This is a genomic window from Neptuniibacter sp. 2_MG-2023 (assembly GCF_030547495.1).
Taxonomy (GTDB): domain Bacteria; phylum Pseudomonadota; class Gammaproteobacteria; order Pseudomonadales; family Balneatricaceae; genus Neptuniibacter.
Genome location: NZ_JAUOQC010000008.1, coordinates 1 through 15586, shown reverse-complemented (window position 1 = coordinate 15586; position 15586 = coordinate 1). Strand labels below are relative to the sequence as shown.

Here is a 15586-nt window from a genome sequence, read left to right as displayed (position 1 = left end):
GAGAATGATCTTAGCTGAATAATGCCATATGGGCTGCCTAGTAGCCTTGAGGCGATGCTTAATCATGTTGATTCAGAAGATCAACATATCATATTTTTATCGCCTAACATTCAACTCTATTTCTACCCTGATCTTTCGCTTTATATAGCATGCTGTCGGCTTTGCTAATCAACTCTTCCTCATTACAACCTAAGTGGGGAACCATCTCAGCTAACCCCACACTGGCCGTTAGGTACTTGTTGATAGGTGAATCACTATTATTGATATTTAGAGCAAGAATTTCCTCCAACAATCTATTTGAAAGCGTTTCAGCCTGTTCAAGCGAAGTCCCTCCCCATACCAAAGCAAACTCTTCACCGCCGTATCGCGCACAAATATCGCCGGGTCTACTAGCAAACTCTTTCAATAAGGCACCTATCTTGATTAAACACTCATCACCCGATTGGTGCCCATAGATATCATTGAGAAGTTTAAAATGGTCTAAATCGACTATTGCTAAACTGATAGGTTGTTTTAATCTTAAACATCGCCGCCACTCATTATAAAGAAACTCATCAAAAGCTCGGCGATTAGGAATATCAGTAAGCCCATCAAGCCGAGCAAGATTTCTTACCTCTTCTTCAGCCAATTTTCTCTCGGTAATATTTTGGTGTGAAATAACAAAGTAATCCTGACACGACATCTGCAGCGCAGTCACTCGCATCATAAACCAACGTTTTTCATCCGGACTATGACAGGGGTATTCAAAGTAAAACGCGGGCGTCTCTTTGTTAATAACACTTAAAATGCCATTTCTTGCCTTTTCTCCGAAGTCATCCCCCATTGCCGCAGCTTTATCACATTCATCAATGTAATTAATCCCCCGCCAATTTTCACCAACGGAGCAAGCATTGTTACTACCAAAATCCGACCAACTTTTATTGGCATACTGAATCGTTCCCATATCATCAATAACAACAATATGTTCAGTAATTGAATCGAGAATCAGCCTTAAAGCTTCATGGGAATTTTCCACTTATTCACCTACTCACTAGAATATGCATAAGGATCGCTATAACTGATTACTAGTTTCGAGCTGCTATTAAAAACATCTCTTAATGTAGCATACTAATACTTCACACAACCTATATGCCTACTGACGGACAAGCCTACACAGAAACCTCTTCACTGATTTGGTAATGCCTTTCAACACCTTGAGTCACCTCCCCCCATATAGAGGATCGAACTCTGGCTTGGTGATGATCAAAAGCCATACGACTCACGAACTCTTCATAAACATTAAATTTATTTCTATTAACTAGATCAGGAGTCACCATAAAAACTAAACAACCGGATTCTTCTAAGGTGAGTTTTTCATGCTTTGGCAGCTCACGTTTAACTCTCTCAAGATCGGAGTCAGGCACAAGAATAAACCCTTGCAGTATAATTTTAGGCAAAACTTCCCCTCTAAAACAGACAAGATCCGCTTAACAAACTGGACTATCACTAACGTTAAAGCAACAAAATTCACAGAATATAAACAAATAGGAGAAAGGACTTTCAAGCTTATTTTTGCAGATATAAGCTGTGTAGGCATAAGATTTTCTAGGCAGAGCTTTACCTAAAATCGCGCTTTCAAGTTGCCTACCACTTTAAAATGGACGCTTAGTAACGGAGGATAAAATACGGCAACGTTGAGGATCAAGCAGAATCACTTCAAGCAAACCAAGTAAGGTTTTACTGAGTCGGAACTTGCACTACCTGCTTGCCAAAAACACAACCTTTTAGCTGCTGTTTTAAAGCTTGAGTAATTTCCTCAGCCTCAAACGAAACAGGAATAATGCTAGGCGCTTTAATACTGCCATCATTAACACTATTCATTAACAAATTACCCATAAAGCTCATCTTTTGTTGAGCACATAAGCTTTCGGTTAACCAAGCGCCACTTAAAGAAACAATATTAATAACCGGGGCTTTATAAAATAACAATGAAGAGGGTAATTCAGGCAAACCATTTAAACAGGCAATTCTTCCGCAAAAACGTAATAGTTCTATATTACGAATAGTATTTGCGCCACCTACAGTATCAACAACAGCGTCAAATTGACTATGCCCTAATGCTAGCTTGAATTTTTTAAGTAAATTTTTATCGTTATAATCAAAACACTTATCAGCGCCTATTTTTTTCAAATAAGCATGAGTATTTTTAGCTGAGACAGTAAAGACCGTAGCACCACGCTGTTTCGCAAATTGAATAGCAAATTGACCAACCGCTCCCGCACCTGCATCTATCAGCAAGTTCTCACCCTCTTGGATTTGCAATTTATCTAGAGCGAAAATAGCTGCCATTCCGGCACAAGGCAGAGCAGCAGCAACTTCAGGTGCGAGTCCTTCAGGTAATTTAGAGACTGCAAAATTAGGTACTGCAACATAGTTTGCTAACATCCCCTGTTGCTTAATATTGGCATGCCACATCACTCGATCACCAATATTAGGGCTTACACCGACAGGGGCATCTACCACGGTACCTACAGCATCTAAACCCAAAATATGCGGATATTGCCAATCAGGGAAACCATGTTTAGCTAACTTTGCATCAATGGGATTAAGGCCAACATATTCAACACGAATCAGCAGTTCACTTTCTTTCCGCTGCGGCGTGGGCATCTCCTGCTTTACCAAAGAAAAGTCATCCCCGACTTCTCCCAAGGTGATTGCTTGCATCGTGCTGGCTATGTTAACCACAATTATTACCTTTTCTTTTTTCTTAATATAAACACCAGTTACAACACTAGTGTTCTACTCCAACCACCACTAAACGCTTTGTAAGTAGAGATTTTAGCGAGCATAAAGGCGATTTTTGCATCAACCGCTGCTTGTTTAGCAACTAAGGCATCTTGACGAGCTGACAATAAATCTAGATAAGGCATCTGCCCCTCTTCATACATTGCCTTGGCCTGTTCATGTGCAATTTCAGCGTGATGTAGTCTTTTTTCTGCAAACTCATGCAGGTTTTTTGACTGCTTCATGCTAACCAACGCGGTTTGTGATTCAGCAATAATGCTAACAATCGTATTTTCATAATCAGAAAATGCAGCTTGGCTTAGTGAACTTTGAGCTCTTGCCTGCGCCTTTAATGCGGGCCAGCTTAAAATTGACCAGCTTAGCTGAGGCGTCAGCGACCAAGCATCGTCATTACTCGATAATTGACCGCCAATAGGATTAATTAGCCCAACAAAGCCCGAGATAGAAATATCCGGATACAAGGCCGCTCTTGCGGCATCCGCCAGCGCACTTTGCTCAAGTAGCTGATAGCGGGCAATGCTAATCTCAGGACGTAGACTCACCGCTTTCTCTGGCTGAGTTAAAGCTACCGGCTGGATTAGATTACTGTTAATTAGATCTGTTTCAAAACTCAACTGTACTTGTTCAGGCGTCTGTCCTAACAGAACCGCCAATGTTGCCTTATTTTGATACAGTGCAGTTTCTATCTGTGGCAACAGTGTTTTTTGCTCATTTAACTGAGCATAGGTCCGATTAATATCTAATTTAGAAGCGAAACCTTCATCAACTCGAGCTTGCAATACATCTATACTTTCCGTTAACGCAACAATCTGTTGATTAACAATCTGCAACTTTAGCTGATTACCTTGCCACTCAAAAAAGCTTCGGGTCACGCCACTAACGATCTCTGCCACTAACTGTGTTTTTTGCTCTTGTGCTTGAAAGCTCTTGGCCTCAGCACCTTTAATCAAAGCGGAGATTCGCCCAAACAGATCAAGCTGCCAACTAAAATTGGCACCTAAACTAGCATTACTTTCAATTACGCCCGCAGTTGATTCACGGTTACCTAATGCGGTTACATCACCTTGCGGTAAATATTGAGCTTCTTCGTAACCAAGTTGTTCCATGGACGCTTTTAGGCGCTGTTGAGCCGCTTGTAAATTACGATTAGATTCCAGTGCTTGCTTAACAAAAGCATCTAATTGCTGGCTTTGGTAGGTTTCCCACCATTGATTATTTGCACCACTTTCACTCAATTCAGCAGCATAACTTTGAGCTGCAAAAAAAGCCTCTTTTTCTAAACTACTTTCTCCAAGGTTAGAGCTGCTTGCGCAGCCCGCCAAGGTTATAGCCACCGCTAATGTAGAAAGCTTAGCTGTTGATGTTAAGTTCAACTTAAACATGCGCGTCTTCCTTCTTGTCACTAATCTCAGTCGCTGACTTTTTAGCAACTAAAGCATAAAAGACAGGCGTAAATAACAAGCCAAAGAGCGTCACACCGATCATGCCGGAGAATACGGCAATACCCATAGCCTGACGCATTTCAGAACCCGCACCCGTAGCGAGTACCAGAGGAATAACACCGGCAGTAAAGGCGATGGAGGTCATTAATATTGGACGCAAACGCATACGGCCAGCATGAATAATAGCCTCTAAACGTGTTAATCCAGTCTCTTGCTCCTCCTTCGCAAACTCAACCATTAATATGGCATTTTTACAGGCCAAGGCCACCAGCACGATTAAAGCGATTTGGGTGAAAATATTGTTATCACCACCAATTAACCAGACCCCACAAAGAGCGGAGAATATAGTCATCGGCACAATCAAAATAATGGCTAATGGTAAACGTAGGCTTTCATACTGCGCAGCCAATACCATGAACACTAATAACACTACGAGTGGGAAGATATATACCATTGTGTTACCCGCAAGAATTTGCTGATAAGTAACTTCCGTCCACTCATAAACAATACCTTCAGGTAAATGCTGCGCTAGAACTTCCTCGATCGCTTGTTGAGCCTGATCTGAACTGAATCCCATCGCTGGACTACCGTTTAGTTCTGCACTTGGGTAACCGTTATAGTGCATTACACGATCCGGGCCGGTTGTTGGTGTCGCACTCAGTACTGCGCCTAAAGGCACCATCGCACCTTGGTTATTACGGACTTTTAAGTTCAGGATCTGTTTAGCATCTAACCTAAAGTCTGCATCGGCTTGAGCATTAACTTGGTAAGTTCGGCCAAACATATTGAAATCGTTCACATATAATGAACCTAGGTATATTTGTAATGCGTTAAACACTTCTTCTAACGCGATACCCTGCAACATTGCTTGTTCACGGTCTATTTCTATGTCCATCTGTGGTACTTGGATACGGAAACTTGAATACAAACCCATCAGTTCAGGACGCTGTCGCGCTTCCTTAATAACCGTTTGTAAGGAGTTGAAGAGAGCTTCAAAACCTTGGTTTGAACGATCCTCAATCTGCAGTTTAAAGCCGCCTGTGGTACCTAAGCCCAAAATTGGTGGTGGCGGGAACACAGCAACAAACGCTTCATCAATCACGGAGAACCGTTTATTCAACTCCCCTGCTATAGCTGCAGCCGACAATCCAGGTCCTTGACGCTCAGAGAAGTCTTCAAGGGGTGTAAACACAACAGCACTATTAGGACTGTTAGTAAAACCATTAACCGACAAACCAGGGAAAGCAACAATGTTTGCAACACCCGGAACCTCTTGTGCAATGGCCGACATCTCTTTAACTACAGCTTCGGTTCTATCTAAGCTTGAAGCATCCGGTAGCTGGGCAATAGAGACTAAGTACTGCTTATCTTGCGCCGGAATAAAGCCACCCGGTACGGTATTGAATAAACCAACAGTAGAGCCTAATAAAGCAATATAGATGATGCCAACAATAACGCTAAAACGAATAAGCTTTTTAATTGACGTTTGGTAAGCCAATGAGCCTTTTTCGAATAGACGGTTGAAAGGTCGGAATATAAAGCGTCCAAAAATAGCGTTTAGGATTCGCGTTAACAGATCCGGTTTTGCACCGTGCGGTTTTAATAGCAACGCCGACAATGCTGGGGATAATGTTAACGAGTTAAACGCAGAAATAACGGTCGAGATTGTAATCGTTAAGGCAAACTGCTTATAGAACTGCCCTGTTAAGCCAGTAATAAACGCAGTCGGGATAAATACCGCCAGTAATACAAGTGCAATCGCAATAATAGGCCCGGTCACTTCGCTCATTGCAACGCGAGACGCTTCAACAGGCGATAACCCTTTCTCTATATTACGTTCAACGTTCTCAACTACAACAATCGCATCATCAACTACAATACCAATGGCTAACACAAGACCAAAGAGCGATAAGGTGTTGATACTAACACCTAGCCACTGCATAACAGCGAACGTACCGATAAGTGAAACAGGCACAGCAATTAACGGAATAATCGATGCGCGCCATGTTTGTAAAAACACGATAACCACAATTACAACCAAGGCAATGGCTTCTAATAAAGTGGTAATAACCGCTTCGATAGATCCACGAACGAATACTGTTGGGTCGTATACAATGTCGTAATCAACACCTGCAGGAAAATCTTCTGCAAGCGTTTTCATAGTTTCACGTACTTCATCCGACAGTTCAATCGCATTCGAGCCTGGTCGTTGGAAAATAGGCATCGCAACTGCTGGCTGGCCATTTAACAAAGAGCGCAGCGCATAAGTATCTTGGCCGACTTCGACTCTTGCGATATCTTTCAGACGAGTAATAGCCCCCTCATCATCGACCTTAATGATAATGTCTTCAAACTCTTCAATACTGGTTAAGCGGCCCTTAACATTTAATAACACTTGGAACTGTGCATCATTAGGCGCAGGCTGAGCCCCCAAAGAACCGGCAGCAACCTGTTGGTTTTGCTCACTTAATGAGTTAACAACATCACCTGCGGTAAGCTGGCGTGAAGCTAAGGCATCTGGATTTAACCAAACACGCATTGAATATTTACCACCACCGAATACACGCACTTCACCAACACCACCAATACGTGCAATTTGATCTTTCACGTACAGGTCAGCGTAGTTTGATAAATAATCAGTTTCGCGACTTTTTTCCTTCGAAAATAAGTGTACAACCATGGTTAAATTCGGAGAGGCTTTCTTAGCAACAACACCTAAACGCTGTACTTCTTGTGGTAAGCGAGGTAACGCGCTGTTAACACGGTTTTGCACACGTACTTGAGCACGATCCAGATCGGTTCCTAAAGCAAAAGTAACTGTTAGCGTCATGCGACCGTCGCTAGTTGCTTGTGAAAACATATACAACATGCTTTCTACGCCGTTAATCTCCTGTTCTAATGGCGTAGCAACGGTTTCTGCAATAACTTTAGGGTTAGCACCAGGGTAATTAGCCGTAACTACAACCGTCGGTGGTACCACTTCTGGGTATTCACTGATCGGTAATTGAAACAGTGATATAGCACCACCGATTAAAATAACCAATGATAATACAGCCGCAAATATTGGCCGTTTTATAAAAAAGTGTGAAAAATTCATGGGCCGCTTCTTATTACTTAGCAGTTAATAAAGGTTGGTTTAATGGTGCAATTAGCGTTAACCCAACAGTGTCAGCATTTAATTGGGTTTTACGTGGTTCAATTGGCATACCTGGACCCACTTTAGCTGGGCCATTAACCGCAATTATATCCTTAGCCTCTAAACCGGAAGTGATAGCACGAAATTCACCATAACGGTCACCCACACTAATCGGACGGTATTGCAGTGTATTTTTGTCATCAACAATCAATACAAAACGATTTTTAAGGTCTGTACCTATCGCTTTTTCAGGAATCAGTACTTGTTGTGTTGCGTCTTGGCTCGCTAGACGTATACGAGCGAATGCACCGCTACGCAGCTTATGATCTTCATCAATAAAAGTGGCACGTACACGCAATGTACCTGTCGACGTATTGATCTGATTATCAATAAAATCTACATGGCCGTTGTATGCATATTTATCGCTACCGAGTAGCTGCATCACAACCGGTAAATTGTCACTGGCTTTAGCTTCTTCGAAATGGCTATTCCATGTACGTTCATCAATATCAAAATACGCATACATCTTCTGATCAGACACAATACTTGTTAGCGTACTTTGATTAGCATTTACCGTATTACCACGGGTAATCTCAGCACGAGAGATAATGCCATCAATAGGTGCAGTGATCTTTGTAAACTCTAAATCAAGCTGAGCGGCTTGAAGCTGCGCTCTTAAAGCAGAAATTTGCGCTTGCGCTTTTTTTGCAGCAGTAGCTCTAGACTCAGCCTCTTCGGAAGAAATTGCATCACGTTTACGTAATCGTGTTGCCCTTGCAGCTTCACTTTTAGCTTGTTGGTATTCTGCTACCGCGCTAACTACTTGAGCATTTAAGCTTGCAACTTGAGCTTCAAATGGACGTGGATCAAGACTAAATAATAGATCGCCCTGTTTTACCTGCTGACCTTCCACAAAATCAATGGTATTCACAACACCAGACACACGTGGTTTTAAAGCAACCTGCTGAGGTGCTTCTAAACGTGTTGTGTAGGTAAACCAAGTTTGTACTGGCTTATAAATAACTTGCGCTACATCAATTTGCGTCAATGGCCTTTGTGCGGGTGCTTTTGCTTGTTCCGCCGGTTCACTACAAGCGGCGAGTGCAGTAAGTAAGACACTTATAGCCACTACTTTTTTAGGTTTATTGAATGACATAGCCTATCCCTCTAAATTTAATTGCAATCATCATAAAGGTTATGAATGTGTTAAAATAGAATCAATTTATCATTTGATTAGTGCAAAAATAGCACCAATAGACTTTTGAGAAGAGAGATCCAATGGATACAACGAGTCGTTTGCTAATGTTTCTAGATGTTGTAGAGCTCGGTAACTTCGCAAAAGTTGCTGAATCTCACCGTATCGATCGTTCAGTTGTTTCCAAACAGATGAATAAATTGGAAGAGGAGTTAGGCGTACGTTTACTTAACCGCTCTACTCGCACTATCTCTTTAACCGCCGCAGGCGCCGAGATGGTCAAAAAAGCCACCGAAATGCGCTTTTTATTAAGTGAAACTATACAAATTGCCGAAAACTATCACACTGAACCCCGCGGCCTCTTAAAAATAACCAGTTCAGCGATTATTGGGCGCCGCTATTTACTACCCGTAATAAACGATTTTCAAAAACGCTTTCCGCAGGTAGAAGTCGAATTAAACTTAGAAGATCGCATGGTCGATATAGTCGGTGAAGGTTATGATCTTGCTTTTCGTATCGGCCAACCTAAAGTATCAAATTTAATTTCACGCCAACTCGCTCGCAATCGCCTAGTCATTTTAGCCACACCGGAATTCCTACAAACTTATGGTGAACCTGCAACACTTGAAGAGCTCGCTAAATTACCTGCGGCAAGTTATGCCAGCAACACCTTACGTATAGATGAAGTTAGTTACATCAACGACCAAGGTGCAGAAGTTGCGGTACCTATCCATAGTACCTTCCGATCAAATGATGGGGATGCGATTCGCTTAAAAGCCCTATCTGGAAGTACCTACTTTTTAACACCTGCCTTTTTAGTCTCAGATGAAATTAAACAAGGTCTATTAACACCTATTTTGACTCATATTAAATTACCTGAATTTAATCACCTTTATGCCATCTATCCACATCGCGAACTACCAGTACGTACACAACTCTTCTTTGATGCCGTGCGTGAATTCATAGGAAAAGACAAACCCATTTGGGAAAATAACATCCCTGGGTTTGACTCTATGTATCAATAGCCCGTTATGGGAATAGGTTATAAAACATCTACGATGGTAGCTGCACCTCAAGTACCGATAGAGGTGTAGGTGTTTCGATAATAGCGGATAGAGTTAAACCTACTTGGCTAAATAGTTTCTCAAACTCCTCTTTATCACGTTCCTGCCCGCCCCAGGTCATAAGAAAAGCTTCTATATCTTTTGAGAAATGTGGGACATTTCCTTCAGGTACAATCGCGTCGATCACATAAAGTTTACTTTCAGGCGTCATTGCGGCTTTGACTGTTTGCAGTATTTTGCAGCAATCCTCATCACTCCAATCATGTAGAATCCGTTTAAGAACATAAGCATCCGCTCCGGAAGGGATCTTCTCAAAAAAGCTGCCATGGCTCTTATCAAAACGTAAGTTAAGTGCTGATTGCTCTTCTATATGAGTGGCTTGATTGACAATATGTGGCTGATCAAACAAGGTGCCATTAAGCTGTTCATTTTGAGAAAGAAGCGCTTTAATAAAGCCTCCTTGCCCTCCTCCTACATCCACTAATGTTTTCGCATCACTCAGAGGGCAGCATTCAGCAATAACAGGATTCTCTAACTCTGCATAATTATGCATAGCTCTGGCAAACTGATTATTCTCTTCAGCGTCTTCATCTAAGTACTCAAAAACACCTTTGCCAAAAAGTTCTGTATAGCTATCTTCACCCGTGCATACGCTATGTTCTAAGTGGCCATATGCCTCCCACATAGATTTTGTAACCATGTGCGCAGCATTACGAATCGAAAACTCACCGTCGCTACTAATTGAACTTGAGAGCGGTGTAGCCAAAAACATTCCTTTATCGGTCTCCTCAAAAATCCCATAAGAAGCCAATAAGCGCATCAACCGATAAAGACGATCTTCATTCAATGATAAATGTTTAGCTATATCTTTTGCATGGACAGCCGTGCCGCTTACATGGTCAGCAATACCTAATTTGGCTGCCACATGAATAGCTCTAGAGATAACAAAACCCCAATAAAGCTCATTGATTCGTTGAGTAGGATTAGTTTCAGATGATGACATAGAATGCTTTACGCCAAAGTAGGCGTACTCCTTTACTTATTATTGTTAAGCAAGTTCAAAAGCAAACTACACGCCAAGGCTATAACTAATTGTTTATAAAGGATATTTAAAATATAGACAGCTGCATGTAAACCTATATGATTCACTTTTAGCGACAGTCTGTTTCATCCCTTTTTCCACCAGCCCTCCAATAAAAGGCAGACAGACATATCCCTCAGCAAGGATAAACACTTCTATATAGTGAAGATAAAACAGGCGGATAAAGGAGAATGCAGTTCTGGGTATAAAGGGTGAGTTCCTACCTCCTAAAGGTCTTTTGTAGGAGGCCAACCTTTGGCCGAAACCCCGTCATCGCAACGTTTTTCAGCTACATCATATGCACAACACCTATCATGAAGCAGATATTGATTAACGAATCGCAAACTGAGACTCTTACAGGTATGAATATAGCTACACCTATCCCTGGAGAACAACCTAGGCTCTGACTAATCAGCGATTTAACCTGCTTCTGGTTGGAGAAACTTAGCTTTAGTTTTAACCCTTTGATCGACAGATATACTGATATGTAAATATTAAGTTAAGGAATGACTATGAACTTAAACAAAGAAGAGTTTGATAAAGTTTACATTAGGCGCATGTACCCTCACATCACTGTCTATTACGCAGACAATCATATTTTGCTTATTAATAACTTATACCTATGGGTATACCCAGTTTTATTGTCAGCCGCTACGCTCACCTCATTTTGGTGGGCCTATCCTACATATGCTTTCTTAACGCTTCTGGGCTTAAAATTTTTTATTGACATGTCCCAGAACCCCTTCTTTGATAAGAGAGTCGCAATTTATAAAAACGGTGATGTAAAAGTTCTATCCTTTAATAATAAGATTAAAAATAAAGAGCCTCTAGGGGAGATAGAAGAAATCGACATATCTGTTGCAGGTGTAGCTGAATTATTTAGTAAGCCTAGCCGACGAGTCTACGAACTATCGATTACAGGTAGCAATAGAGATCTTACAATTATTGCATCACCTGATCGTTACGGGGATATTTTCTGTCAACTTAAAGTGGATCTCGAAGACTTTTTTAACTGTAAAGAGAAGAAAAGCGTATATAAAGGACCTGCTTGTTATAGGAAACCGATCTGGTAATAACAATGATTATAAGCCACTTTCCCCTACCCTTGGCCATTAATGATCACAGTTGGATACAGATAAAAAACTAGTTTAAAGGGCTAACCCCTTTCATTTTGAGTTGTTTTTGCCCTCAAATAGTCTATCAATATCGAAGCTATTAAATGAAAGGGCTGGGCCTTGCTGAACATATACTTCGCTAGCCCCAGCACCTAGAGCAAGCTCTTTAAATGCCCTTGTTAGGCATAGTTAATCGCAACGGTACATGCCACAAATTTTATGACCATCTGGGTCTAAGAAATAACACAAATGCTTTTTCCCCGTTGTGTTATTTCGCAAACCTGGAGGACTTTCAATACTCGTTCCTCCATTTGCTACGGCAACGTCATGTAACTCTTTTACTTGCTCTGACGAATCGCATGTAAAACCAATAGTGGAGCCATTAGCTGCACTCATTGGCTTACCGTTTATTGGCTCAGTTACGCAGAAAATAGAATCATTATGAATATAAAAAAGCCGTGTCTGCCCTGTGTCGTTAACATTGACAACGGGCTCTTTTACACCCAGAACTCCAAGTACTGAGTTATAAAAGTTCTTTGATCTTTCAATGTCATCTGATCCAACCATTACATGACTAAACATTCCATACTCTCTTATGTGTGAAGAACTTAAGGGTAAGATCTTACATTGTGCGGATTGCCTCTGGAAGTTAAGCGATATAACACACCTGAGAACTCAATTATTAGCGGTCGTGACACAATTCACACGCCTTGTGAAAGTCTATCAAAAATCACAATAATCAACTTAAAAGAATATGGCCCTAATTAGGTATCAGTGACCTATATGCACGATGCAAGAGCTGCCCCCTCCCTCTGCAAACAAACTTATCTAAGCGCATTAAGGTCATTATATAAATCAGGTTAATACTCATGGACCTTTCGCTCTCAGGGTGAGCTCATACATCAGAGTCTCCCTTGAAGAAGGCCAACCTTTGGCCGGAAGTCGGCCACGGAACTAAAAGCATCAGCCGACGTAATTTATTTCGTATGTTTTTTGTTAGTTTTTAAATATAGATAAATTAAGTTCTGCCGGCTTTCCTAACCAATAAGCATAATCCGTATGATCTTTTAGGTTATTACCGGTTAGTGCATGAACCAATACGGTTAAACCATGACGTTCTTTCTCTAACCATGGAATAAATAAATCAAACTCACTGGATGAGAAGCTTATTTGACAGCTCCATTTAGGATGAGGCCCGACGTTTTTTTGGTGAACCCTACCAATCGATAAGCCAAACCGTTCACCTGCTTGTTCACATAGCTTTGTGGCAAAGGCTAAGGTTTCCTGTTCAAAATATACATGGGCATGATAGTAATCATGATGATTAACAGGAGCGTTTTCTATACCCATTAACGGACCTTTTTATATAGAGAGGTTTAAATTTTAATTAAAGCCGAGCACAATTAACACTATAAGTGGTTGGTATTGCTTACCCCCCATTAGACGCATTCATCGGCTATTAACCTTTCGCTTTGGCACTTATTAAGCATTCGGCTGACTTCCTAATGATAACCTCCCTAGTAGGAGGCCAGCCTTTGCCAAAGCTTCAAGTGTGATGTAGAAAAAAGCGTCGCTCCCCACTTCTTATTTTTTACCTGCATTAGGCTCATCAATTTTATCAATATCGACGAGGTTCCACGGCATATTTTTATGCCGATAAATACGCTTATTCAGTTTTGGGTAATCACCCACATCATGATCAAGACGCTGCCCGACTACAATACATTTTAATACGATCGAATCACTAATATTTCTCAGTGCATGAGCTTCGCCACCTGCTCGATAGCCTATAAAATCCCCCGCTTTTACTGAGTATATTTGCTCGCCTATCTGAGCTTCAGCGACACCTTCCAAAATATAAACGCACTCATCCTCATGGTAGTGCTTATGAAACTCTGTAGATTCATGGCTGGGCTGAATTTCAATTATATGAAACCCAAAGCCCGTTAAGCCGGCGAGATCACCAAGAGACTTATTAGTTCGTTTCGCGTTTTCGTTCAGAAAATGAGTTTTAGATATACCTTCAAATTGATCAATTTCTTCTTTAGTGATTAGGTATTTATCCATAACTCTCTCCGGAGACATCGCCCACATAAAAGGCGAGCGTTAGCGAGTGCAGCCCACGTTTTTTTGTGGTCGATTTTTAATGTGTTTGTTATGTGTTTTCATTTTCCTAAAGCCTCACTTGAAGACATTGCAGGCTCCGTATTACCAAACACTGGTGACCTTTCACCAGAGTAAGGTTTTAAATTTACCCAGCTTTGGATTATATTTTTTCCATTCTCAACAAATACAACCGATTTCAAGCTATGGACTGTGTAACGTATCGGGTTTTCTTCAGAACCTAATACTCCGACACCTCTCAATCTATCCCAGCCATGATCATCCACACGCTGACCGACAAAGAGTGTAGGAAAAGGTGACTCTGACTCAAACGAAACTACTGGCTCATGAGCGCCAGAGGTATCACAGAAAAATAACTGGTATTCTGATTTCATTGATCATTCTTCATTACACATAACACCGCTATAAAAGGCACGCGTTAGCAAGTCAGCCCACGTTTTATGGGCGATTTTTAATGTGTTTATTAGGTGTTTTACCGTCCACCTGCAACATCTAGTAAAGCACCATTTACATACGATGCTTCATCAGAAATTAGCCATACTATAGAGCTAGCCACCTCTAATGCAAAACCGGCACGTTGCATGGGTATAAATTTTTTCAATTTTTCAGGTCTATCTTTATCGCCAGCATCAGCATGCATATCAGTAGAAATAAGCCCAGGACGAACAGCATTGACTCTAATGCCTTGTGATGCCACTTCTTTAGACAGCCCTAAAGTTAAAGTATCTATTGCGCCCTTAGATGCTGCGTAGTCAATAAACTCATTAGGTGAACCAATTCTTGCAGCGGCAGAAGACAGGTTTACAATAGACCCACCTTGGCCCCCACTATTACAGGACATTCTTTTTACCGCTTCTTGCGCACAAATAAAGGCTCCAACAACATTAGTATTAAAGACGTCACGGATTCTGGAAGGTGGCATATCGACGAAAGAAGATATAGGAGTAATTACAGCAGCATTGTTTACAAATGCATCCAAACGGCCAAACTTTTCATCAATAGTTTTAAACAAATCGTAAATATCTTGCTCATTACTTACATCAACCTGAATGGCCAAGGCGCTACGACCGAGCTGTAATATTTTATCAACAATCGATTCAGCTTCAGAAATTTGATTGCGATAAGTAATAACAACATCCCAACCTTTTTTGGCGGCCAATAGTGCAGACTCTGCCCCTATGCCTCGACTACCACCCGTTATTAACACTAATTTTGATTCCATTTCACACCCAGTATAAGTACAGAACGTCTACAGCAGAATCGCGAGCTTGCGAGCATCCTGCTGCCTGTTTTTATTAGGCCAACATGCGACACATTTAGACCGTTGTAACTGATTGACCATCCAGTCCCTCGAACCCCATCGCTGGTGCCTCACTGAGAACATCGTAACCTAGTTGAGCGAATATTTGTGGATTTCCGATCTCTTTAATCGTGCTAATAGTTACTTTCCGTTTTTCTCGAATATCTACCATGACCAAAAGCCTAACGCTGAGCTCAGTTGCAAAAATACCTAGCGCTATATTTTGCGAAGCAAAATTCGTGGCAGGTATTTTTATCAATTGCAGCGACTTGTATGGTTGTTCTTGAGGATATTCCACCTTTTTAAATCCTTTTAAAAACGGGTAAATTGAGACCCACCTTCGGC

At 41.3% G+C, this 15586-nt stretch carries 15 protein-coding genes; 2 read left to right on the top strand and 13 right to left on the bottom strand.

What is annotated here, in order from left to right:
- Positions 1-103 precede the first annotated feature (103 nt).
- The 6 genes from Q4486_RS09195 to Q4486_RS09170 all read right to left on the bottom strand — a co-directional run bounded on the left by Q4486_RS09195 (position 104) and on the right by Q4486_RS09170 (position 8518).
- Positions 104-1015, bottom strand: a complete 912-nt coding sequence (locus Q4486_RS09195) for a diguanylate cyclase (protein ID WP_303417855.1) — start codon at positions 1013-1015, stop codon at positions 104-106.
- A gap of 133 nt (positions 1016-1148) precedes the next feature.
- Entirely contained in the window at positions 1149-1436 is a 288-nt protein-coding gene (locus Q4486_RS09190) for a putative quinol monooxygenase (RefSeq protein WP_303519154.1), read from the bottom strand.
- 280 nt (positions 1437-1716) lie between these two features.
- Positions 1717-2724, bottom strand: coding sequence for a zinc-binding dehydrogenase (locus Q4486_RS09185; protein WP_303417851.1), 1008 nt, complete (start codon positions 2722-2724; stop codon positions 1717-1719).
- A gap of 38 nt (positions 2725-2762) precedes the next feature.
- Positions 2763-4166, bottom strand: coding sequence for a TolC family protein (locus Q4486_RS09180; RefSeq protein WP_303519152.1), 1404 nt, complete (start codon positions 4164-4166; stop codon positions 2763-2765).
- A complete protein-coding gene (locus Q4486_RS09175; protein ID WP_303519150.1) occupies positions 4159-7323 on the bottom strand; it encodes an efflux RND transporter permease subunit in 3165 nt (1054 codons plus the stop codon). Before Q4486_RS09175 ends, Q4486_RS09180 begins: the two co-directional genes overlap by 8 nt.
- A 13-nt stretch (positions 7324-7336) precedes the next feature.
- Positions 7337-8518, bottom strand: a complete 1182-nt coding sequence (locus tag Q4486_RS09170; protein ID WP_303519148.1) for an efflux RND transporter periplasmic adaptor subunit — start codon at positions 8516-8518, stop codon at positions 7337-7339.
- A gap of 122 nt (positions 8519-8640) precedes the next feature.
- On the opposite strand from Q4486_RS09170, the gene Q4486_RS09165 reads away from it, so the two are divergent.
- Entirely contained in the window at positions 8641-9582 is a 942-nt protein-coding gene (locus Q4486_RS09165; RefSeq protein WP_303519146.1) for a LysR family transcriptional regulator, read from the top strand.
- A 28-nt stretch (positions 9583-9610) separates the two neighbouring features.
- Here Q4486_RS09165 and Q4486_RS09160 read toward each other — a convergent pair whose 3' ends face one another.
- Complete coding sequence (locus tag Q4486_RS09160) at positions 9611-10624, bottom strand: methyltransferase (protein ID WP_303417841.1); 1014 nt, start codon at positions 10622-10624, stop codon at positions 9611-9613.
- Positions 10625-11214: 590 nt separating this feature from the next.
- Between Q4486_RS09160 and Q4486_RS09155 the strand changes: the two genes are divergently transcribed.
- Complete coding sequence (locus tag Q4486_RS09155; RefSeq protein WP_303519144.1) at positions 11215-11775, top strand: hypothetical protein; 561 nt, start codon at positions 11215-11217, stop codon at positions 11773-11775.
- Positions 11776-12006: 231 nt separating this feature from the next.
- Here Q4486_RS09155 and Q4486_RS09150 read toward each other — a convergent pair whose 3' ends face one another.
- The 6 genes from Q4486_RS09150 to Q4486_RS09125 all read right to left on the bottom strand — a co-directional run.
- Positions 12007-12399, bottom strand: a complete 393-nt coding sequence (locus Q4486_RS09150) for a VOC family protein (RefSeq protein ID WP_303417837.1) — start codon at positions 12397-12399, stop codon at positions 12007-12009.
- A 414-nt stretch (positions 12400-12813) separates the two neighbouring features.
- Entirely contained in the window at positions 12814-13167 is a 354-nt protein-coding gene (locus Q4486_RS09145) for a DOPA 4,5-dioxygenase family protein (RefSeq protein WP_303519143.1), read from the bottom strand.
- A gap of 234 nt (positions 13168-13401) precedes the next feature.
- On the bottom strand, positions 13402-13884 hold the full coding sequence (locus tag Q4486_RS09140; protein ID WP_303417833.1) for a cupin domain-containing protein: 483 nt from the start codon (positions 13882-13884) through the stop codon (positions 13402-13404).
- Positions 13885-13982: 98 nt separating this feature from the next.
- The gene (locus tag Q4486_RS09135; RefSeq protein ID WP_303519142.1) at positions 13983-14315 is read right to left on the bottom strand and encodes a hypothetical protein; all 333 of its coding nucleotides are present in this window, start codon (positions 14313-14315) and stop codon (positions 13983-13985) included.
- A gap of 98 nt (positions 14316-14413) precedes the next feature.
- On the bottom strand, positions 14414-15163 hold the full coding sequence (locus Q4486_RS09130) for an SDR family oxidoreductase (RefSeq protein WP_303519141.1): 750 nt from the start codon (positions 15161-15163) through the stop codon (positions 14414-14416).
- Between the two features lie 94 nt (positions 15164-15257).
- Positions 15258-15586: hypothetical protein (locus Q4486_RS09125; protein WP_303519140.1), on the bottom strand; the 329-nt coding region annotated here is incomplete at its 5' end.